The sequence below is a fragment of the Gemmobacter caeni genome (genome assembly GCF_003054195.1).
GTDB classification, from domain to species: Bacteria; Pseudomonadota; Alphaproteobacteria; order Rhodobacterales; family Rhodobacteraceae; genus Gemmobacter; species Gemmobacter caeni.
Genome location: NZ_QBKP01000006.1, coordinates 145,660 through 164,898, shown reverse-complemented (window position 1 = coordinate 164,898; position 19,239 = coordinate 145,660). Strand labels below are relative to the sequence as shown.

The following is a 19,239-nucleotide window of genomic DNA, read 5'->3' as shown; positions in this document are numbered from 1 at the left end:
TCTCTCCCTGCCGCCCTCCAGCCGGAAATCCCAGGACAGGATCAGCCAGATGTATCTGACGATGAACCGTTTCAAGGTCAAACCCGGGCAGGAAGCGGCGTTCGAGGCCGTGTGGAAGGCGCGCGACAGCCAGTTGCCGTCCGTTCCCGGTTTTATCTCTTTTCACCTGATGAAAGGCCCGGCGCGTGAGGGCTATACGCTTTATGCCTCGCATACGCTGTGGCAAAACGAGACGGCCTTTCAGGACTGGACGAAATCCGAGGCGTTCCGCATGGCCCATCGCGGCGCGGGCGGGCATGGCGATCTCTATGCCGGACCGCCCGAGCTTGAGGTGTTCGACGCGGTGCAAAGCCTCGCCATGGCCGGTTGACAGCGCGCCCCGCGCCGCCCAACCTGCGGAAAACACAAGGAGAAGCGGTGCGGGCCACGGTCGTCTGTTCGATGCGCAACGAAGGCCCGTTCATCGTGGAATGGGTGGTCTGGTATCGCATGCTCGGCTTTACCGATCTTGTTGTCGTCACCAATGACTGCACCGACCCATCGCCTGATCTGCTGGATGCGCTTCAGGCGGCGGGGTGGCTGGTCCATCTGCGCTCCGAGGTGCCCGCCGGGGGCAAGGTGACGGCGGCGAAGCTGCGGCAGGCAAAGCGGCACCGGGCGGTGCGGCGTGCTGACTGGGTGCTGGTCTGCGATGTCGATGAATTTCTGGTCATCCATCGCGGCGCGGGCAAGCTGCCCGATCTTTTGGGGGCGTCACCCGATTTCACCGCCATGGCGATCAACTGGCGGGTATTCGGCACCTCTGGCATCGAAAGGTGGGAGGATGCGCCGATCCACCGCACCTTCCTGAATGCAGGCCCGACGCGCAACTGGATCTCGCGCTGGATCAAGGTGATCCACCGCAAACCGCAGGCCTTCCGCGCCCTGGCCGAACACGGGCCGCGCGGGCTCGATCCTGCGGCGGAGCCGGAACCACGTCTGGTGAATGCCGAAGGAGTGCCGGTTCCCGGCTGGCAGGACGAGGCGCAGTATCTGCGTGTCCTGCCGCCAGAGCTGACGACGCATGAAGTGGCACAGATGAACCATTACATGCTGCGATCCGAAGAAAGCTGGGGCCTGAAGCGTGGCACGCCGTCAGCGGTGCAGGGGGCTGATCGCTATAACGACAGCTATTATCGTTCGACCAACCGGAACGAGCGGCGTGACCTGTCTGCCCTGCGCTATGAAGCCGAGTTCGATGCCCTTCATGCGCGGGCCATGGCGCTGCCCGGCGTCGCGCGGCTGCATCATCTGTGCTGTGCGGATTATGCGGGGCGGCTGGCCGAAAAAGCAGGACATGCGCTGGAACAAGACCCCCGCTGGCAGCATCACATGGCGGCGGCGGGGCAGGGGGCCGGCTGACCGGCCCCCTGTCGGATCAGATGATCTCGATGCTGTTCCACAGCTTGTAGAGCGAGGCCACATCCTCCAGCACGATCTTGCCGCGCGCACCGAAGTCCAGAACGATGTCATCACCGATATCTGTGGCGTACTGGTTCACCACCTGACGCTTGGTCAGGTCTGCGCCGCCCCAGAGGTTGTCGTTCAGCACCAGCTTGTCGATCCCCTTGGAAAAATCGGTGACGGTATCGGTGCCCATGCCCCGCGCGAAGACAAAGCTGTCGCGCCCGGCACCGCCGGTCAGCTGATCCGCGCCACTGCCGCCGGTGAGCCGGTCATTGCCGCCGCCGCCCGACAGGGTATCGTTCCCACTGCCACCGACCAGCGTGTCCCGACCGCCGCCAGTTGTGATCGTATCCCGACCCGTGCCGCCATTGACGGTATTGTTGCCGAACAGATCGGTGATCTTGTCGTTGCCGCCCTTGCCGTTGATCGTGGTGTCGCCGAAGAAGCTTTGCACGACATCGGCGCGGGTGCTGGTTTTCGGCCCGGCAAGCTGTTGCGCGATATTCCAGCTCTGATCGTCGATCACCAGATTTTCGATCTTGGCCGAGCCGCTGGCGTAATAGCTGCGCAGCGAGATCTGATCCGCCACCAGCCCCTTGGCATTCAGCACCTGGATTTGCAGGTCATTGCTGAACGACGGCTGAACCAGCCGGACCCGCGCCGGGTCGATGCCCGTAATCTCGATCGTGTCGCGACCGCCGATATCATAGACGGTATCCTCGCCGAAACCGGCTTCGAACTTGTAGGTGTCGTTCCCGTTGCCACCTGCCATGTATTCATTGCGCTGTGAGCCGATGAACGTATCGGACTGGCCGGTGCCGTAAAGGTTGGTGACATCCACGGCGCCCTGGATGGTCAGCCCGCCGCGCAGGTCGATGCTGCCACCGCCGGAGAACACAAGGCTTTCAATCGCGCGGCCGTCGAAATGGTTGTCGATGGTGATCGAGCTGACGACATTGCCGTTCCGGTCCACCACCATGACCCGCAGATCGTCAGAACCATTGGCATTCAGCCGTACATTCGCAGCAGAGATGGATTTTTCGACCAGAATGCGGTCGCGCCCCTGGCTGTCGCTGATGAAATTGGCTTCATCGCCCTTGCCCAGCACATAGGTGTCATTGCCGCCGCCGCCATACAGCGTCTCGTTGCGGTTTGACATGATCAGCCGGTCGTTCAGGGCGGTGCCGATCAGCGTCGTCTGATCCACAGCGCCTTGGATCTTCAGCCCGCCGAGCAGGTCGAGGGCCTGGCCCGAGCCGACCCGCAGGGTCGAGATGCCGTGACCGTTGAAATGCTCGTCCAGCGTCAGGGTGCTGCGCACATTCTCGTTCTTGTCGATGATCCAGATGCGCAGGTCGTCGCTGTCGCTTGTGCTCGCGCTCATCCGCACGCGGGCAGCCGGGACGCCCTTGATCTGGATCGCGTCATTGCCAAGCCCGTCATAGATGAGCTTGCTGCCACCGGCGCTTGACCAGATGTAGGTATCATCACCATTGCCGCCATAAAGCGTTTCATTGCGGCTGGACATGATCAGCGAATCGTTGAGATCGGTGCCGCGCAGGGTGGTGTCGTTCACCGCGCCGCGGATCGTCAGCCCGGCCAGCAGGTTCACGCTGGTACCGTCAGAATAGGTCAGCGTTTCAATCGGGCGGCCGTTGAAATGTTCGTTCAGGTAGATCGTGTCGATGATGTTCTCGTTCGCGTCCACCAGGCGGATGACCAGATCATCATAATCGCTGCTGCTGGTATTGAGGCGCACATTGCGGGCGAGAACCGAGCTGTCGAGGCTGAGCGTGTCTGCGCCCTGCGAATCTTCAATAAGTTTCGAACCCTGACCCGCCGAGATGACGTAGGTATCGTTGCCCGCGCCGCCATAAAGGGTCTCGTTCCGGTCCGAGCCGACCAGCGTGTCATTGTTGCCGGTGCCACGCAGCGTGGTCTGCGAGATCGTGCCTTGGATCTTCAGGCCGCCGGTCAGGTTCATCGTCGTCCCATCGGCCAGCTTCAGCTGTTCGATGGTGGCGCCGTTGAAATGTTCGTTCAGGGAAACCGTTCCGACCACCGCGCCGTTGCTGTCGACAATCGAGATCAGCAGGTCATCATAATCCGACGGGCTGATGTTCATACGCAGCATACCGGCAGTAACCGAACTGTCGAACTCGATCTTGTCGGCGCCCTCGGTGTCATAGACGACATCATTACCCGGCAGGGAGTCGAACCGATAAGTGTCGTCGCCGCTGCCGCCGTACAGGTAATCATTTTCCGTGGGATTGCCGACCAGAATGTCGTCGATGCCATCGTAGCCTTTGATCGTGGCCATCGGTTACCTCCAATGTAGAAACTGGCTGCACCCTACCAAAATGGTAATCAATTGAAAGGTAAGTAAAACCGGACCTGCACCGGCAATGCGCGAGTTCCCGCCACAAAAAAAACGCGGCAGGGAGACCCTGCCGCGTCTGTTTGCCCTGTAGGGGGGATCAGCCTTCGGCCGACTCCTCTTCTGCCACCAGACCCGACGGGGCGGTGATGTTGGCGATCACGAAGTTGCGGTCGATGGTCGGCTTCGCGCCTTTCGGCAGCGCCACATCATTGATGTGGATCACGTCGCCGAAGGTGCGGCCCGCCAGATCGACAACGATCTCGTTCGGGATGTCGGAGGCCAGAACTTCCAGTTCGACTTCCGGGCGCACCACGGTCAGCGTGCCGCCACGCTTCAGGCCGGGGGCCTGATCGTGGTTGATGAAGGTCACATGGATGAACAGGTTGATGCGGCTGTCGTCGTGCAGGCGCATGAAGTCAATATGCGTCGGCAGGTCTTTCACGACGTCGCGCTGGACGCCGCGGCAAACGACATGAACGTCCGGCTGGCCTTCGACCTTCAGGTTGAAGAGGGTCGACATGAAGCGGCCGGCTTTCAGGCGCTTCAGCAGGGCGTTGTAGTTCATGCTGATCGGCTGCGGCTCTTTGCCGTCGCCGTAGACGATGCCGGGAACGTTGCCCTCACGACGGGCTTGACGGGCGGCCCCCTTGCCTGTCCCCGTCCGCACCACGGCGTTAAGATCCGGGATCTCGCGTGCCATAGGTATCTCCTTTGGTTGCACTGGTCCGTCATCCTCCAAGGGTGCATGACGGATCGGGGGCCTATAGCGGGGAATCGCCTGCAAGGAAAGCCGAAAGTCGTGAAAAATCACCTCTGGCGCCGCGTGTCGGGCACGGGCGGGTCGGTGTCGGCGCCGGGCTTGCCGGGGTTGTCCTGTCGGGCTAGCACGGCATCAGGACAGAAGGAACCCCCGATGCTTTCGCCCCGCTTGATCGTCACGGCGCATGCGCCGCTTGCGGCCTTTACCGCCATGGGCGTGTTGTGGGGCACTTTCGCCGCCGCGCTGCCGGACCTCAAGGCGCAGCTGGATGTGAACGAGGCGCGGCTGGGGCTGTTGTTGCTGCCGACGCCGCTGGCGGCGGTCAGCGCGATGCTGGTGGCACCGCTTGTCGGTGTGGCACTGGGCCGGATTGCGCTGCCGGTGGCAGCACTGGCGATGGGGCTGGCCTTCATCCTGCCGGGGCAGGTTCATGTGGCGGCCTTTTTCCCGCTTGCCATGATGTGCGCCGGTGCGGCAACCGGCCTGACCGATGTGCTGATGAACGCCCGTGTCGCCGCGCTGGAGAATGAGCGCGGGCTGCATCTGATGAACCTTTGCCACGCCGCCTATTCCTTCGGCTATGCTGGCGGGGCGCTGGCGACAGGCGTGATGCGCGATGCGGCGCTGCCGCCAGGCGTGGTGATGGCGGTGGCGGGGATCTGTGCTGCACTGATTGCTGTGTTGGCCTTTGAACGGGACGGCACCATCCACGGTCTTGCCCGCCCGCCAAAGGGGCAGGGCAGCGGGCTGGGCCTCGTGCCGCTGATCGGCGGTGGCATCGTACTGATCGCCTTTCTGACCGAGAACGCGGCCGAAAACTGGTCGGCCCTGCATATCGAGAAAACCCTGGGCGGCAGTCCCGCCGAGGGTGCGATGGGGCCTGCCGCGCTGGCACTGACCATGGGATTTGCGCGGATCGCCGGGCAGGGTCTGGTGGCGCGGCTGAATGCGGGGCGGCTGTTGCGCGCGGGGGCGGTGGTTTCCGCCACCGGCGCGCTGGGGGCGGCCTTCGCCACCAGCCCCACGATGGCCTATGCCGGGTTCATCGTCATGGGGATCGGATCGTCGGTCATCGCCCCCACCGCCTTTTCGCTGGTGGGTCGGATGGCGGCGCCGGAAGCCCGCGCCCGCGCTGTCGCAAGGGCCACGCTTTACGGCTATTTCGGCTATTTCTTCGGCCCGCCCATGCTGGGCTTTCTGGCGGGCCTGTTCGGGCTGCGCGCGGCCTTCGTCTTTGCCGCTGCCATGCTGATGGCGGTGCTGGTGCTCACCCCGCTGCTGATGCGGCGGGGCTGAGGGTCAGGCCCAGTCGCCTTCAAAATCCTTGGGCACCAGGAGGTTGTGCGGCCCGAGGTTCCTGATGTCCCGCTCGCCACACAGCGCCATTGTGGTGTCCAGTTCCTTGCGGATGACCTCCAGCGCTGTTGTCACGCCGGCTTCGCCCATTGCGCCCAGACCATAGATGTAGCTGCGCCCGATCATCGTGCCATCCGCCCCGAGGGCAAGGGCCTTCAATACGTCCTGACCCGAGCGGATGCCGCTGTCGAGCCAGATTTCGGTCTTCCCCTTCACCGCCCGCACAATGGAGGGCAGCATGCGGATCGACGACAGCGCGCCATCCAGCTGCCGCCCGCCGTGGTTGCTGACGACGATGGCATCAGCCCCGAAATCGGCGGCGCGCTGCGCATCCTCGACATCCAGAACGCCCTTGAGGATCAGCTTGCCGCCCCAGCGGTCACGGATGCGCGCAATCTTGGTCCAGTCCAGCTGCGGATCGAACTGTTCCGCCGTCCAGCTGGACAGCGAGGACAGGTCGCCCACGCCCTTCGCATGACCAACGATATTGCCAAAGCTGCGCCGTCTGGTGCCCAGCATACCAAGGCACCATTCCGGCTTCGTCATCATGTTGAGGATATTCGGGATCGTCAGCTTTGGCGGCGCAGACAATCCGTTTTTCAGATCCTTGTGCCGCTGGCCGAGAATTTGCAGATCCAGCGTCAGAACCAGCGCAGAACAGCCTGCGGCCCTGGCGCGGTCGAGCACGCGGTCGACGAAATCCTCGTCCCGCATGACGTAAAGCTGGAACCAGAACGGTGCGGTGGTTTGCGCCGCCACATCCTCGATCGAGCAGATAGACATGGTCGACAACGTGAAGGGCACGCCGAACTTTTCAGCCGCCCGCGCCGCCTTGATCTCGCCATCCGCCGATTGCATGCCGGTGAGCCCGACAGGCGCAAGCGCCACGGGCATGGTCACCGGCGTGCCGATCATCTCGCCCGCGATGCTGCGGTTCGACATGTCGACCGCCACCTTCTGCCGCAGCCGGATCTTTTCGAAATCCGTCACATTCTCGCGGAAGGTCTGTTCGGTATAGCTGCCGGATTCCGCGTAATCGTAGAACATGCGCGGGGTGCGACGGGCATGCAGGCGCTTCAGATCGTCGATGCAGGTGATGACGGGCATGCGAACCTCCGATATTGGTTAGTTTCCTTTACCAATATCGGAGATTTCGCGCAACTGCTTTCCCTGAGCCCGGTGCTTCGGTGCGATCATGCAACCCGTAGTCGCGCCGCACCTCGGCCACGCGCAGCCTGTAGGTGGTGAACAGCCCGCTGCGTCCGGCCTGTTGTGCAAGGCGGTGTTCTGCGGTTTCGCGCCAGCCTTGTACTGCCGCCTCGTCCCGAAAGAAGGACAGAGACAAAAGCTTGCCGGGGTCGGAGAGGCTCTGAAACCGCTCCACCCCCAGAAATCCGTCGATCCCGTCCAGCAGCGGCCGCAGATCAGCGGCGCGAGCCATATAAGCGTCCCGCGCGCCGGGGGCGGGGATGACCTCGAACAGGACGGCGATCATGCGCCACACCCGTGCGGGGCTGAGGCCAGCCGCAGGAAGGTGCGATCCTCGCGCAGGATGAACCGCTCTTTCTGGGCGAATTGGTAATTCTCGCGCCCCAGGGGATCAGCCGCCAGCCGCGTGCGGTACGCCTCGTATTCAGCCAGAGAGGGGATGTTGTAGATGCCGTAGGCCAGTGTGGACGACCCTTCATGCGGCGCGAAATAGCCGATCAGATCAGCCCCGCAACGTGGGATCGCCTGTCCCCAGCTGCGGGAATAGGTTTCGAACTGGGCCTTCTTTGTCGGGTCGATGTGATAGCGGATGATGCAGGTCAGCATGGGTGACTCCTTTCACATCCGCTTGTGCCCGATTGTGCGAAAGTAATGTTTCGGCCATGATCGAACTGTGGAGGACAGCGTGATGAAAGAAGGCCCGGACCTTGCCCGCATTGCCGCGCTGATCGGTGAACCGGCGCGCGCCAACATCCTGACCGCACTGATGGCGGGGCGCGCGCTGACGGTGACCGAGCTTGCGGCCGAGGCCGGTGTGACGGTGCAGACCGCCTCGGGCCATCTGGCGCGGCTGGAGGAAGGCGGGCTGGTGGTGCCCCGCCGGTCGGGCCGTCACAAGTATTTCGCCCTGCGCGGGGTCGAAGTGGCGCGGGTGCTGGAGGCTCTGCTTGGCCTTGCCGCCGCGCGCGGCCATCTGCGCAGCCGACCCGGCCCGCGCGATCCATCGCTGCGCGCAGCGCGGGTATGTTACGATCATATGGCGGGCGAGGCGGGGATACGGCTTTACGACAGCCTGCTGGCGCGTGGTTTCCTTGGCCCGGCGCCCGAGGGGCTGGCCCTGACGGACGCGGGCGCCACCTTTGTGACCAGCTTCGGAATCGACCTTGCAGCCCTGCGGGCCGGACGCCGGCGGGTGCTGTGCCGCGATTGTCTGGACTGGAGCGAGCGGCGCAGCCATCTGGCCGGGGCCTTGGGCCGTGCGATGCTGGATCACATGCTGGGGCTGGCCTGGCTGCACCGGGTTGAGGGCAGCCGCGCCCTGCGTTTCACCCCCGCCGGGCGCCGCGCCTTCGACGCGGCCTTCCCGCCGGTAGAGGATTGGTTTCCGGAAGGCAGCACCCCTCAGGCGGCGTGAGCGCCCGCTGCAAGCGCGGCAACGGTGCCCAGAATATCGGCCACAGGCTTGCCTGCACCGATCTCCTTCACAATAGCCGATCCCACGACGCAGCCATCCGCGATGCCTGCGATGGCCTGCGCATTGTCGGGGGTCGAGATGCCGAAGCCCACAATGACCGGCAGATCGGTCGCAGCCTTGATCCGTGCGACCTCGGGCGCCACATCAGCGGCCTGAGCGGCGGCCGCGCCGGTGATCCCGGTGATCGAGACATAATAGACGAAACCGCTGGTGTTTTGCAGTACTGTCGGCAGGCGGCGGTCATCGGTGGTGGGCGTAGCCAGCCGGATGAAGTTCAGCCCGGCGGCCTGTGCGGGCAGGCACAGCTCGCTGTCTTCCTCCGGCGGCAGATCGACCACGATCAGCCCGTCGATGCCCGCCTCTTTCGCCTCGGCCAGAAAACGGTCGACGCCGCGCGAATAGATCGGGTTGTAGTAGCCCATGAGCACGATCGGCGTCGTCTGATCGCCCGCGCGGAAATCGCGCACCATGTCCAGAACCTTGTCCATCGTCATGCCGCCATCCAGCGCACGCTGCCCGGCAAGCTGTACCGTCGGGCCGTCCGCCATCGGATCGGTGAAGGGCATCCCCAGTTCGATCACATCGACCCCGGCGCCCGGCAGGCCCTTCATCACCTCAAGCGAGGTTTCCGCATTCGGATCACCCCCCATGATATAGGCGACGAAGGCCTTTTTGCCCTCGGCCTTCAGGGCGGCGAACTTGGCGTCGATCCGGGTCATGGCGGTCCTCTTCTGCACTCTGGTCCGATGTGCCGCGAAGCGGGGCAGAAATCAATGGGGCTTGGGCCGGCGCTTGCGATTCCGCCGTGCAGGCCCTAAGAGCGGGCGAAGTTTCGAAAGGGGATCGCCATGGGCTTCAGGATGGGCATTGTCGGGCTGCCGAATGTGGGCAAGTCCACGCTCTTCAACGCGCTGACGCGCACCGCTGCCGCGCAGGCCGCGAACTTCCCCTTCTGCACCATCGAGCCGAATGTGGGCGAGGTGGCGGTGCCCGATCCGCGGCTGGACAAGCTGGCTGCCATTGCCGGGTCGAAGCAGATCATCCCGACGCGGATGACCTTCGTTGATATTGCCGGTCTGGTGCGCGGTGCGTCGAAAGGCGAGGGGCTGGGCAACCAGTTTCTTGCCAATATCCGTGAATGCGACGCCATCGCCCATGTGCTGCGCTGCTTTGAAGACGGCGACATCACCCATGTCGAAGGCCGGATCGACCCGGTGGCCGATGCCGAAACCATCGAGACCGAGCTGATGCTGGCCGATCTGGAATCCATCGAACGCCGCCGTGCCAACCTTGCCCGCAAGCTGAAGGGTGGCGACAAGGAATCTGCCGATCAGGACAGGCTGCTCGCGCTGGCACAGGTCGCGCTGAATGATGGCAAGCCCGCGCGCAGCGTGCAGGTCGCGGCGGATGATCTGAAGCAATGGCGGATGCTGCAACTTCTGACGGCGAAGCCGGTGCTTTACGTCTGCAACGTCGAAGAATCGAAAGCGGCCGAGGGCAACAGCCAGTCGGCGCGGGTGGCCGAGATGGCGGCGAAGATCGGTGCCGCCTCGGTGGTGATTTCCGCGAAGATCGAGGAAGAGATCAGCCAGTTGCCCGAGGACGAGGCGGCGATGTTCCTTGAGGAAATGGGCCTGCACGAGGCGGGGCTGGATCGGCTGATCCGCGCGGGTTATCAACTGCTTGGCCTGCAAACCTATTTCACCGTCGGCCCGAAGGAGGCCCGCGCCTGGACGATCACCAAGGGCACTCTGGCCCCGGCGGCGGCGGGTGTGATCCATGGTGACTTCGAAAAGGGCTTCATCCGCGCCGAAACCGTGGCCTATGACGATTACATCGCGGGCAAGGGAGAAGCCGGGGCCAAGGAGGCGGGCAAGTTCCGCGTCGAAGGCAAGACCTATGAGGTTCAGGACGGCGACGTGCTGCACTTCCTGTTCAACGGCTGATCTTCCGCCGGAATGTATGAAAATCAAAAGGGCTGCCGGTTTCCGGTGGTCCTTTTCCTTTGAAATGTCTGATTTCGCTATCAGGCCCTGCTCAGCAGATAACGGCGCCTCGCGCTGTCAAAGCCGGTGATACGCAGACCTGCGGCAAAGGCGGCCTGCATCTCTGCGCGGTTTTCCAGTCGCAGCGCTTGAGCCATTTCGGGGGCGTGGATCATCATGTCACCGAAATCGGCCGGGATCTCTATTTCCTCTGCCACCCGGTCCGGGGGCAGTGGCTGCCCGGCCGCTGCGGCCACCACGCGGGGGCTTTGCAGGTGCCAGTCGGCCATCAGACGGTCGGAGGGGGCACCCTTGTTGATCCCCTCCATCTCGCCGTAGTAATCCGGCAGATAGGTTTGCGATGAGGCGCCCAGCCGGTGAATGTTCAGCGCGGCATTGGCAAGCCGCAGCGGATCGTAGGTCCAGCGAACATGTGTGATGCCGCGCGCCAGACACCAGTCGCGCTGATACCATTTCAACCGCAGACCGAGGCCCAGACCGCGGGCCTGCGCCAGAACGGCGAGCCGGTGCGAATGCTGCACCCCCGGTGTGACGGTCGGAAAGCCGAAGACATAGCCGAGGAGCGTGTCATCCTCGAAGGCGCCAGCCACCAGCCCGCCTTCGTGCTGAATGACCATCATCAGATCGGCCGGGTCTTCTCTGTCCCCTTCGCCCCAGACCTGACGTTGCAGGTCTTCCGCCGCGCGGAATTCGGTCATGCCGGAGAGATCACGCAATTCGATGGTCACGGGCGGAACTCCCTGGGGTGGCAGAGACAGAGCTGAGAATGTTGTTCTCCAGCCCACTGCCGCAGTGAACTGGCGCGTCGAAGGTTGCAATTAGGTCGTGTGGGCCGCCTCCGGCGCAGAATTGTTCGATCTGATCAAGCGCAAGGGCGCGGGTCTGTGAAAACAGCGCCTTGTCGGCCAGCCAACAGCAGGAATTTGTATTGCAGGCCATGACGCTTTTGCAATGAGCGACGGCTGTTACAGCGCGCAATGCGGCACGATGGAGGGGCATAGGCTTTGGCGCACTCGGGTTCCGGACGTGTGCAGTCTTCGGGCTGGCGGGTCGGGTCGTCAAGCACCGCGACGCTTTGCCACCCTTTTCTGCGCGGCCGCAGAGACGGCGGTTGATGCGGATCAAGGTGCACCTCGCGTCGGTGTGATCGGGTGAGGCCGAACGCGCCGGATGACAAGAGGCCAGCAATGAACCGTCTGATGATGATTATCTTCTCCATGGCGTCGACCTCGCTCATGGGGGTCGGGATCGTCGCCGCCCTGACCATGGGCATGGTGACGTTGAAAGCCATTCTGGTGGCCGCCGCAGTGGGCTTTGTCGCGGCCATTCCGGTGAGTTGGTTCGTCGCTCGCCAGATCACGGGCTGACGGGCGACGGAAGTCTTGTATCGTCGCGTAGAAGTCAACGAAGACCACGCCGGTGCGTGGCCAGCAACGGGAGCTTCACATGCCCAAGGGCTATTCCCGCAGCCAGATTGTGCTGCATTGGTTGACGGTGGTTCTTGTCGCCTGGCAGTTCATCGGCAATGACGCGATTTCCGCCGCATGGCGCAGCCTGCGTCAGGGGGGAAGCCCGGCCTTTGATCCGCTGGTCGCGGGCCATGTGGCGGGAGGGATTGCCGTCCTGGTGCTGGCTTTGTGGCGGATCGGCCTGCAAGGCCGCCGCGGGGCGCCTGCGCCGGCAGAGGGCAGCCCCGCCATTCTGCGCCCGCTTTCGAAGCTGGCCCATGCAGGTCTTTATCTGGCGATGATTGCCCTCGCCGTGACGGGGGGTATGGCGTGGTTCGGTGGCATTTCGGTAGCGGCCGAAGCGCATGAGGTGCTGAAGGCGGTGCTTCTGGCGCTGATCGGCCTGCATGTGGCCGGTGCGCTCTGGCATCAATTCGTGCTGCGGGACGGGCTGATGCGGCGTATGGCCCGTCCGGCGGACTAGGCGCATTCAGGCGTCGAGGAACACTTTCAGTGTCTGCTCGAACTCGCGCGGTTTGTCGGCATGAAGCCAGTGTCCGGCGCTTGGCAGTTTGGCGAAATGCGCATTGGGAAACAGTGCGCGGATCGCCGGGCGGTATTCCGGCTTCACATAATGGCTGTCGCCGCCGGTCAGGAACAGGGTCGGCCCGTCGAATTGCCCGGCCGGATCGGGCCAGCCGACGATCTTGGGCATTTCAGCCTCCAGCACGTCAAGGTTCAGCCGCCAGCGCGGCCCGCCCTCCGCTTTCAGGTCCAGCGATTGCAGGAAGAAGGCGCGCAGGGGGGCCTCGGGTACGGTTTCCGCAAGCCTGCGGTCGGCCTCACCGCGCGTGGTCAGGCCCGCCAGATCGAGCCCGCGCATCGCGGTGATGTATTGCGTCTGGTCATGGGCATAGGGCACCGGCGCCACATCGGCGACGACCAGCCGCCGCACAAGGCCGGGATGATTCAGCGCCAGCATCATCGACGCCTTGCCCCCCATCGAATGCCCGATCACATCGGCCTGCCCGCCATGGGCGCCGATCACCTCGGCCAGATCGGCAGCCATGTCGGGATAGCTGTGGGTCGTAAAGCGGGGGCTTTCGCCGTGATTGCGCATGTCGACCGCCAACACATCGCGCCGCTCTGACAGGCGGCGGGCGATGACGTTCCAGTTCCGTGCCGAGCCGTAGAGCCCGTGCACGATCAGGATGGGGGGCAGGTCCGATGCGGTGGTGGCGGGATAATGGATCGTGTTCAGCATGGCACAGAAGTAACCGAGCCTTTCCGCGACTGCCAGAGCGGTTGATGCCTTCCGCGTGCAAGCGTAGTCTGCCGCGCAAGGGCGGTGGCAGACCGCCGGACAGCGGCGGGCAGGACACGAAGATGGGCGCGATTACCATTCAGCAGATGGCGGACCGGGTTGCGGGGCTGATGGAGGAACGGCTGCGCATCAAGGGTGCGGGGCTGGCCGAAAAGCTGTCGCGTGGCGGTCGGCGGTTGCCGCGCAAAGTGCGGGCCGCGGCAGAGCGGCTGGCCGAGGCGGCGCATATGTCGCAAAACCCGAAGCTTCTGTTGCAGGTGGATGAGGGCGAGGTGGCCGAAGCCTATGACATCTGTCTGCGTCACCTGTCACCTCTGGGCTCCGCCGGTCGGCGCAAAGGCCTGCTGATTTCGGTCGTGGCGCAGGTGGTCTTCGGCCTTATCGTCGTGGCCGGGCTGGCCGTACTTGTGCTGAAGCTGCGCGGGCTGATGTGACGGGCAGGGGCTGCCGATGCAGCGCCGCGCGGCTGACCAGTGTGACGGTGACGAACGAGACGTAAAGCAGCAGATACCACGACCCCAGCTTGGCGAAACTGACGACCTGTCCGGCGACCTGACCGGAGTAGAGCCAGGTTCCCGTTGCCGTGCCGATATTCTCGGCCAGCCAGAGCGCGAAGCTGGAGAGGAATGCCGCAACCGGCAGCGGCATCCACCAGTCCCGGTCAGAGATGCGGAACCAGATCCGCGTGCGGGAGAACAGCAGCACTGATCCTGCGAAAAGTGCGACCCGGATGTCCGGCAGGAAGTGATGGGCGAAGAAATTCACATAGATGGCCAGCGCGAACACCATGGTCAGCCAGAACGGCGGGTAGGGTGCAAAGCGCATGTCGAACAGCCGGATGACCCGCGCCATGTAGCTGCCGACACTGGCATACATGAAGCCGGAAAACAGCGGCACGCCCCAGAGCTTGAACAGGCCCGGTTCCGGGTAGGACCATGATCCGGCGCCGACCTTGAACCATTCCATCGCGGTGCCTGTCAGGTGGAACATCAGGATGACACGGGCTTCTTCCCATGTCTCCAGCCCTTTCCACAGAAAGACGACCTGCGTGGCGATGGCAAACAGGAACAGCGCATCGTAGCGATGCACAGGCCATTCCGGTGACCAGATCAGGCGGGTGGCGAGAATGGCGATCAGCAGCAGGCCGCCAAACAGGCAGGCCCAGCCCTGCTTCAGTATGAACATCACCAGTTCGGCGAGACCATAGGGCAGACGCGCCCGCGCCCAGTCGCCAAGACGGCGTTCCAGCCGGGTGCTGTGCGGGGCATGGGGCATAGGAATTGCTCTGAGGACGTGGGCGCAGAGGCAAAAGCGTTCAGAAAACTTTTGCAAATGTCTTTGCAGGAAATTTGGGGCCCCGGAGTGCCGGGGCCCCGTGCCGGTCAGAGACCGGGGTAGAGCGGGAAGCGGGCACAGAGGCCGGCGACCTTGGCGCGCACGGCGGCTTCGACCTCGCCATTGCCATCCTCGCCATTGGCGGCCAGGCCATCGACCACTTCGACGATCCAGTCGGCGATCAGGCGGAATTCGGCCTCGCCGAAGCCGCGGGTGGTGCCTGCCGGGGTGCCCAGACGCACGCCTGAGGTCACCGTCGGCTTTTCAGGGTCGAAGGGGATGCCGTTCTTGTTGCAGGTGATATGGGCACGACCCAGCGCTTTTTCGGTCGCATTGCCCTTCACGCCTTTCGGGCGCAGGTCCACCAGCATGACGTGGGTGTCGGTGCCGCCGGTCACGATGTCCAGCCCGCCCTTCATCAGCTGGTCGGCCAGCGCCTGCGCATTGACCACCACCTGTGCGGCATAGGCCTTGAACTCGGGCCGCAGCGCCTCGCCGAAGGCCACCGCCTTGGCGGCGATGACATGCATCAGCGGGCCGCCCTGGATGCCCGGGAAGATGGCCGAATTGACCTTCTTGGCGATATCCTCGTTGTTCGTCAGGATCATGCCGCCACGCGGGCCGCGCAGGGTCTTGTGCGTGGTGGTGGTCGCCACATCGGCATAGGGGAAGGGCGAGGGGTGCTGACCGCCAGCCACGAGGCCCGCGAAATGCGCCATGTCGACCATCAGGAAGGCGCCAACCTTGTCGGCGATGGCGCGGAAACGGGCGAAGTCGATCTGCCGCGGCACGGCCGAACCGCCGGCGATGATCAGCTTCGGCTGATGCTCGTCGGCCAGACGCTCGACCTCGTCATAGTCGATGCGGCTGTCCTGCTGGCGCACGCCATATTGCACGGCGTTAAACCATTTGCCCGACTGGTTCGGCGCGGCGCCGTGGGTCAGGTGACCGCCCGAGGCCAGGTTCATGCCCAGAATGGTGTCGCCCGGTTTCAGCAGCGCGTTGAACACGCCCTGATTGGCCTGCGAGCCGGAATTGGGCTGGACGTTGGCGAAGGTGCAGCCGAACAGCTTGCAGGCGCGCTCGATGGCGAGGTTTTCCGCCACGTCGACGAACTGGCAGCCGCCGTAGTAGCGCTTGCCCGGATAGCCTTCGGCATATTTGTTGGTCATCACCGAGCCCTGCGCCTCCATCACGGCGCGGCTGACGATGTTTTCCGACGCGATCAGCTCGATCTCGTCCCGCTGGCGGCCGAGTTCGTCAGTGATCGAGCCGAACAGCTCGGGGTCGCGGGAGGCGAGGGTTTCGGTGAAGAAACCGGGATCGCGGATGTCGGTCATGGGCGTCTCCTGTCAAGGAAGGGCGGATTCGCGGTCATTTAGACCATGCCCCAAGCGACAGGGAAGGGTAGAAACCGACATGGACCCGAATTCAAACGAACAGAATGTCGCCTATCGGAAACTTTTCCGTCGCGCTGCGCCGCAGAGACTTGAGTTTGCTCCCGCCGCCCCGCAAGACTGACGGCAGGGATCGAGGAAGGATGCCATGCGGATCAATTTCCGGGCCAGCACAAGCGCTTCGGCGCTGTCCGCCTATACAGCGCTGAGCGACCGCTATGACGATGCGCCGATCCGGTCGGCAGATGTCATCGTGGCATTGGGGGGCGACGGCTTCATGTTGCAGACCCTGCACGAGACGCAGAGCCTTGGCCTGCCGGTCTATGGCATGAATTGCGGCACCATCGGCTTTCTGATGAATTCTTATTCCGAAGAGGCGCTGGAAGAGCGTTTGCACGCGGCGGAAGAGACGGTGATCAATCCGCTGGCCATGCATGCCGTCACCGCCTCGGGGCGGGAGCATCATGCGCTGGCGATCAATGAGGTGAGCCTGCTGCGCGCGGGGCCGCAGGCCGCCAAGCTGAGGATCAGCGTGGATGGGCGCGAGCGGATGGCCGAACTGGTCTGCGACGGGGCGTTGGTCTGCACACCCGCGGGATCGACCGCCTATAATTACTCGGCACATGGACCGATCCTGCCGATCGGCGCCGATGTTCTGGCGCTGACCGCGATGGCAGCCTTCCGGCCCCGCCGCTGGCGCGGGGCGTTGCTGCCGAAGACGGCCGTGGTGCGGTTCGACGTGCTGGAGGCGGCGAAGCGGCCGGTCATGGCCGATGCCGACAGCCGGTCGTTCCGCGATGTGCTGAGTGTGGAGATCCGGTCAGAGCCGAGCGTCTGTCACCGGCTGCTGTTCGATCCGGGGCACGGGCTGGAAGAGCGGCTGACGCATGAGCAGTTCATGTGAAACGGCGGCACTTCTGGCCGCCGTTGCATGAGTATTTTTGCAAGAAGCAAAAGGCAGATGACGCGCCCCGTGGCAGGGACGCGGCTATGGGTCAGCCTTTGGCGAGGCCGAGGCTTTGCAGGGCGAGCCTGATCTCGTCCAGGATGGCCGGGTCGTCGATGGTCGCGGGCATCTTGTAATCTTCATTATCCGCGATCTTGACCATGGTGCCGCGCAGGATCTTGCCCGAGCGGGTCTTGGGCAGGCGATCCACCACGACGGCGCGTTTGAAATCGGCCACCGGGCCGATACGGTCGCGCATCAGTTTGATGCAGCCTTTCACCACCTCGTCATGCGGGGTGTTGGCGCCTTTCTTGAGGCAGAGGAAGCCGAGCGGCGACTGGCCTTTCAACGTGTCGCTGACCCCGATCACCGCGCATTCGGCGACATCCGGATGCGAGGCGAGCACCTCTTCCATGGCGCCGGTCGAGAGGCGGTGGCCCGCGACGTTGATCACGTCATCGGTGCGCGCCATGATGTAGAGATAGCCGTCCTCGTCGATATAGCCCGCATCGCCGGTTTCATAATAGCCGGGGAAATGGCTGAGATAGCTTTTCTTGAAGCGGTCTTCAGCGTTCCACAGCGTCGGCAGGGTGCCGGGGGGCAGCGGCAATTTCACCGCGATGGCGCCGAGCGTGCCTGCGGAGACCGGGTGGCCGCCCTCGTCCAGTACCTGCACGTCATAGCCCGGCATCGGCACCGAGGGCGAGCCAAGCTTGACGGGAAGTTCCTCGATCCCCAGCGGGTTGGCGGCGATGGCCCAGCCGGTTTCGGTTTGCCACCAGTGGTCGATCACCGGCACGCCGAGGTGCTTTTGCGCCCATTGGATCGTGTCGGGGTCGGCGCGTTCACCGGCAAGGTAGAGGGCCTTGAGGTGCTTGAGGTTATATTCGCCGATGAATTCTCCTTCGGGGTCATCGCGGCGGATCGCGCGGAGCGCGGTGGGGGCGGTGAAGAAGCTTTTCACCTTGTTTTCGCTGATGACGCGCCAGAAGGTGCCCGCGTCGGGGGTGCCCACGGGCTTGCCCTCGAACACGATGGTGGTGCAACCGGCGATCAGCGGGCCGTAACAGATATAGCTGTGCCCCACGACCCAGCCCACATCCGAGGCGGCCCAGAACACGTCGCCCACGCCCACGTCATAGACGGCGCGCATCGTCCAGTTCAGCGCGACTAGATGGCCTGCGGTGGGGCGCACCACACCCTTGGGCTGGCCGGTCGTGCCGGAGGTGTAAAGGATATAGGCCGGGTGATCGCCCTCGACCGGCACGCATTCGGCGGGTTCGACGCCGAACTGGAAGGTGTGCCAGGCGACATCGCGGCCTTCGACCAGTTTGGCGACCTCTTGCTCGCGCTGGAAGATCACGCAGAAATCCGGCTTGTGCGTGGCCAGTTCGATGGCGCCGTCGAGCAACGGCTTGTAATGCACGATGCGGTTCGGCTCGATCCCGCAGCTTGCCGCGATGATCGCCCTGGGCTTGCAATCGTCGATCCGCACGGCAAGCTCATTGGCGGCAAACCCGCCGAACACGACCGAATGGATGGCGCCGAGACGGGCACAGGCCAGCATCGCCTCCAGCGCCTCGGGGATCATCGGCATGTAAATGATGACACGGTCGCCCTTTTCCACGCCCTTGGCGCGCAGGGCGCCAGCGAGGCTGGCGACGCGGGTTTGCAGCTCCTTGTAGGTGATACCCTTGCGCAGGTGGGTGACGGGGCTGTCATGGATGATGGCCAGCTGGTTGCCGCGACCGGCGAGGACGTGGCGGTCCACCGCATTCCAGCAGGTGTTGACCTGCGCATCGGTGAACCATTCGTAGAGGGGGGCGCGGTCGGCATTCAGGGCGCGCGACGGCGGTTTCACCCAGTCGATCGCCCCGGCGGCCTTCATCCAGAAGCCTTCCGGGTCTGCCTTCCAGCTTTGGTAGATTTCCCTGTATGCCATGGTATGCACCCTCCTCCGGTTTGACGGATTGTTACGCGACGACCGGGTATTGCCGCAACGGTGTTACCGATCACGTCGGGGCGCAGGGGCAGAAAATTTGCAGAATTATGCTGTTTGCGGACGGCAAATTTATGCAAAGTCGCACGTTATGCCAAATTTTGTTGGAATAGCCGGGGAGTTTGCAAATTTTTCAGGATTTGCAGTTTGCCTGCTGCC

General features: G+C 63.8%; 20 protein-coding genes. 9 read left to right on the top strand and 11 right to left on the bottom strand.

What is annotated here, in order from left to right; genetic code table 11:
• Positions 1-49 precede the first annotated feature (49 nt).
• A complete protein-coding gene (gene hmuQ / locus C8N34_RS11270; protein ID WP_054302406.1) occupies positions 50-370 on the top strand; it encodes a heme-degrading protein HmuQ in 321 nt (106 codons plus the stop codon).
• Positions 371-417: 47 nt separating this feature from the next.
• Complete coding sequence (locus C8N34_RS11265) at positions 418-1,401, top strand: glycosyltransferase family 2 protein (RefSeq protein WP_145693585.1); 984 nt, start codon at positions 418-420, stop codon at positions 1,399-1,401.
• Between the two features lie 16 nt (positions 1,402-1,417).
• On the opposite strand, the gene C8N34_RS11260 is transcribed toward C8N34_RS11265, so the two are convergent.
• Together C8N34_RS11260 and C8N34_RS11255 are read right to left on the bottom strand one after the other, a co-directional pair.
• Positions 1,418-3,766, bottom strand: a complete 2,349-nt coding sequence (locus tag C8N34_RS11260) for a calcium-binding protein (protein ID WP_108128936.1) — start codon at positions 3,764-3,766, stop codon at positions 1,418-1,420.
• A gap of 157 nt (positions 3,767-3,923) precedes the next feature.
• Positions 3,924-4,526, bottom strand: coding sequence for a 50S ribosomal protein L25/general stress protein Ctc (locus tag C8N34_RS11255; protein WP_054302403.1), 603 nt, complete (start codon positions 4,524-4,526; stop codon positions 3,924-3,926).
• A 213-nt stretch (positions 4,527-4,739) separates the two neighbouring features.
• On the opposite strand from C8N34_RS11255, the gene C8N34_RS11250 reads away from it, so the two are divergent.
• Positions 4,740-5,882, top strand: coding sequence for an MFS transporter (locus C8N34_RS11250; RefSeq protein ID WP_108128935.1), 1,143 nt, complete (start codon positions 4,740-4,742; stop codon positions 5,880-5,882).
• Between the two features lie 3 nt (positions 5,883-5,885).
• Here the strand turns inward: C8N34_RS11250 and C8N34_RS11245 are convergent, their stop codons facing one another.
• Genes C8N34_RS11245 through C8N34_RS11235 form a run of 3 tightly spaced genes read right to left on the bottom strand, consistent with a single transcriptional unit; the run spans position 5,886 to position 7,757 of the window.
• Entirely contained in the window at positions 5,886-7,049 is a 1,164-nt protein-coding gene (locus C8N34_RS11245; RefSeq protein ID WP_108128934.1) for an alpha-hydroxy acid oxidase, read from the bottom strand.
• Between the two features lie 28 nt (positions 7,050-7,077).
• The gene (locus tag C8N34_RS11240; protein ID WP_108128933.1) at positions 7,078-7,437 is read right to left on the bottom strand and encodes an antibiotic biosynthesis monooxygenase family protein; all 360 of its coding nucleotides are present in this window, start codon (positions 7,435-7,437) and stop codon (positions 7,078-7,080) included.
• A complete protein-coding gene (locus C8N34_RS11235) occupies positions 7,434-7,757 on the bottom strand; it encodes an NIPSNAP family protein (protein ID WP_108128932.1) in 324 nt (107 codons plus the stop codon). The genes C8N34_RS11240 and C8N34_RS11235 overlap by 4 nt, the downstream gene beginning before the upstream one ends.
• Positions 7,758-7,839: 82 nt before the next feature.
• On the opposite strand from C8N34_RS11235, the gene C8N34_RS11230 reads away from it, so the two are divergent.
• Positions 7,840-8,565, top strand: coding sequence for an ArsR/SmtB family transcription factor (locus C8N34_RS11230; protein WP_108128931.1), 726 nt, complete (start codon positions 7,840-7,842; stop codon positions 8,563-8,565).
• On the opposite strand, the gene trpA is transcribed toward C8N34_RS11230, so the two are convergent.
• The gene (gene trpA, locus C8N34_RS11225) at positions 8,553-9,344 is read right to left on the bottom strand and encodes a tryptophan synthase subunit alpha (RefSeq protein ID WP_054302397.1); all 792 of its coding nucleotides are present in this window, start codon (positions 9,342-9,344) and stop codon (positions 8,553-8,555) included. The two genes, C8N34_RS11230 and trpA, sit on opposite strands and share 13 nt — an antisense overlap.
• 129 nt (positions 9,345-9,473) lie before the next feature.
• Here trpA and ychF point away from each other — a divergent pair, with 129 nt between their 5' ends.
• Positions 9,474-10,571 carry a redox-regulated ATPase YchF gene (ychF, locus tag C8N34_RS11220; RefSeq protein WP_054302396.1) on the top strand — a complete coding sequence of 366 codons (1,098 nt, stop codon included), beginning with the start codon at positions 9,474-9,476 and terminating at the stop codon, positions 10,569-10,571.
• Between the two features lie 80 nt (positions 10,572-10,651).
• On the opposite strand, the gene C8N34_RS11215 is transcribed toward ychF, so the two are convergent.
• On the bottom strand, positions 10,652-11,359 hold the full coding sequence (locus C8N34_RS11215) for a GNAT family N-acetyltransferase (protein ID WP_242013780.1): 708 nt from the start codon (positions 11,357-11,359) through the stop codon (positions 10,652-10,654).
• A 459-nt stretch (positions 11,360-11,818) separates the two neighbouring features.
• Here C8N34_RS11215 and C8N34_RS11210 point away from each other — a divergent pair, with 459 nt between their 5' ends.
• Both C8N34_RS11210 and C8N34_RS11205 read left to right on the top strand, forming a co-directional pair.
• Complete coding sequence (locus C8N34_RS11210; protein ID WP_054302395.1) at positions 11,819-11,998, top strand: hypothetical protein; 180 nt, start codon at positions 11,819-11,821, stop codon at positions 11,996-11,998.
• 79 nt (positions 11,999-12,077) lie between these two features.
• Entirely contained in the window at positions 12,078-12,563 is a 486-nt protein-coding gene (locus C8N34_RS11205) for a cytochrome b (RefSeq protein WP_108128930.1), read from the top strand.
• Between the two features lie 6 nt (positions 12,564-12,569).
• Here C8N34_RS11205 and C8N34_RS11200 read toward each other — a convergent pair whose 3' ends face one another.
• Positions 12,570-13,343 (bottom strand): alpha/beta fold hydrolase, encoded by a 774-nt coding sequence (locus tag C8N34_RS11200; RefSeq protein WP_108128929.1) that lies wholly within the window; start codon positions 13,341-13,343, stop codon positions 12,570-12,572.
• Between the two features lie 122 nt (positions 13,344-13,465).
• Between C8N34_RS11200 and C8N34_RS11195 the strand changes: the two genes are divergently transcribed.
• Positions 13,466-13,837 carry a hypothetical protein gene (locus C8N34_RS11195; protein ID WP_108128928.1) on the top strand — a complete coding sequence of 124 codons (372 nt, stop codon included), beginning with the start codon at positions 13,466-13,468 and terminating at the stop codon, positions 13,835-13,837.
• On the opposite strand, the gene C8N34_RS11190 is transcribed toward C8N34_RS11195, so the two are convergent.
• The gene (locus C8N34_RS11190; protein WP_108128927.1) at positions 13,782-14,678 is read right to left on the bottom strand and encodes a DUF817 domain-containing protein; all 897 of its coding nucleotides are present in this window, start codon (positions 14,676-14,678) and stop codon (positions 13,782-13,784) included. The genes C8N34_RS11195 and C8N34_RS11190 overlap by 56 nt on opposite strands.
• A 107-nt stretch (positions 14,679-14,785) precedes the next feature.
• Positions 14,786-16,078, bottom strand: coding sequence for a serine hydroxymethyltransferase (glyA, locus tag C8N34_RS11185; RefSeq protein WP_108128926.1), 1,293 nt, complete (start codon positions 16,076-16,078; stop codon positions 14,786-14,788).
• A 205-nt stretch (positions 16,079-16,283) separates the two neighbouring features.
• On the opposite strand from glyA, the gene C8N34_RS11180 reads away from it, so the two are divergent.
• On the top strand, positions 16,284-17,039 hold the full coding sequence (locus C8N34_RS11180) for an NAD kinase (RefSeq protein WP_108128925.1): 756 nt from the start codon (positions 16,284-16,286) through the stop codon (positions 17,037-17,039).
• A gap of 91 nt (positions 17,040-17,130) precedes the next feature.
• Here C8N34_RS11180 and prpE read toward each other — a convergent pair whose 3' ends face one another.
• Positions 17,131-19,023, bottom strand: coding sequence for a propionate-CoA ligase PrpE (gene prpE / locus C8N34_RS11175; RefSeq protein WP_108128924.1), 1,893 nt, complete (start codon positions 19,021-19,023; stop codon positions 17,131-17,133).
• Positions 19,024-19,239: the final 216 nt, after the last annotated feature.

Bases quoted from the DNA above. Each gene is read 5' to 3' on its own strand.
- hmuQ (WP_054302406.1), top strand. From the start codon at position 50: ATGTATCTGACGATGAACCGTTTCAAGGTCAAACCCGGGCAGGAAGCG.
- C8N34_RS11260 (WP_108128936.1), bottom strand. From the start codon at position 3,766: ATGGCCACGATCAAAGGCTACGATGGCATCGACGACATTCTGGTCGGC.
- C8N34_RS11255 (WP_054302403.1), bottom strand. From the start codon at position 4,526: ATGGCACGCGAGATCCCGGATCTTAACGCCGTGGTGCGGACGGGGACA.
- C8N34_RS11250 (WP_108128935.1), top strand. From the start codon at position 4,740: ATGCTTTCGCCCCGCTTGATCGTCACGGCGCATGCGCCGCTTGCGGCC.
- C8N34_RS11245 (WP_108128934.1), bottom strand. From the start codon at position 7,049: ATGCCCGTCATCACCTGCATCGACGATCTGAAGCGCCTGCATGCCCGT.
- C8N34_RS11240 (WP_108128933.1), bottom strand. From the start codon at position 7,437: ATGATCGCCGTCCTGTTCGAGGTCATCCCCGCCCCCGGCGCGCGGGAC.
- C8N34_RS11235 (WP_108128932.1), bottom strand. From the start codon at position 7,757: ATGCTGACCTGCATCATCCGCTATCACATCGACCCGACAAAGAAGGCC.
- C8N34_RS11230 (WP_108128931.1), top strand. From the start codon at position 7,840: ATGAAAGAAGGCCCGGACCTTGCCCGCATTGCCGCGCTGATCGGTGAA.
- trpA (WP_054302397.1), bottom strand. From the start codon at position 9,344: ATGACCCGGATCGACGCCAAGTTCGCCGCCCTGAAGGCCGAGGGCAAA.
- ychF (WP_054302396.1), top strand. From the start codon at position 9,474: ATGGGCTTCAGGATGGGCATTGTCGGGCTGCCGAATGTGGGCAAGTCC.
- C8N34_RS11210 (WP_054302395.1), top strand. From the start codon at position 11,819: ATGAACCGTCTGATGATGATTATCTTCTCCATGGCGTCGACCTCGCTC.
- C8N34_RS11205 (WP_108128930.1), top strand. From the start codon at position 12,078: ATGCCCAAGGGCTATTCCCGCAGCCAGATTGTGCTGCATTGGTTGACG.
- C8N34_RS11200 (WP_108128929.1), bottom strand. From the start codon at position 13,343: ATGCTGAACACGATCCATTATCCCGCCACCACCGCATCGGACCTGCCC.
- C8N34_RS11195 (WP_108128928.1), top strand. From the start codon at position 13,466: ATGGGCGCGATTACCATTCAGCAGATGGCGGACCGGGTTGCGGGGCTG.
- C8N34_RS11190 (WP_108128927.1), bottom strand. From the start codon at position 14,678: ATGCCCCATGCCCCGCACAGCACCCGGCTGGAACGCCGTCTTGGCGAC.
- glyA (WP_108128926.1), bottom strand. From the start codon at position 16,078: ATGACCGACATCCGCGATCCCGGTTTCTTCACCGAAACCCTCGCCTCC.
- C8N34_RS11180 (WP_108128925.1), top strand. From the start codon at position 16,284: ATGCGGATCAATTTCCGGGCCAGCACAAGCGCTTCGGCGCTGTCCGCC.
- prpE (WP_108128924.1), bottom strand. From the start codon at position 19,023: ATGGCATACAGGGAAATCTACCAAAGCTGGAAGGCAGACCCGGAAGGC.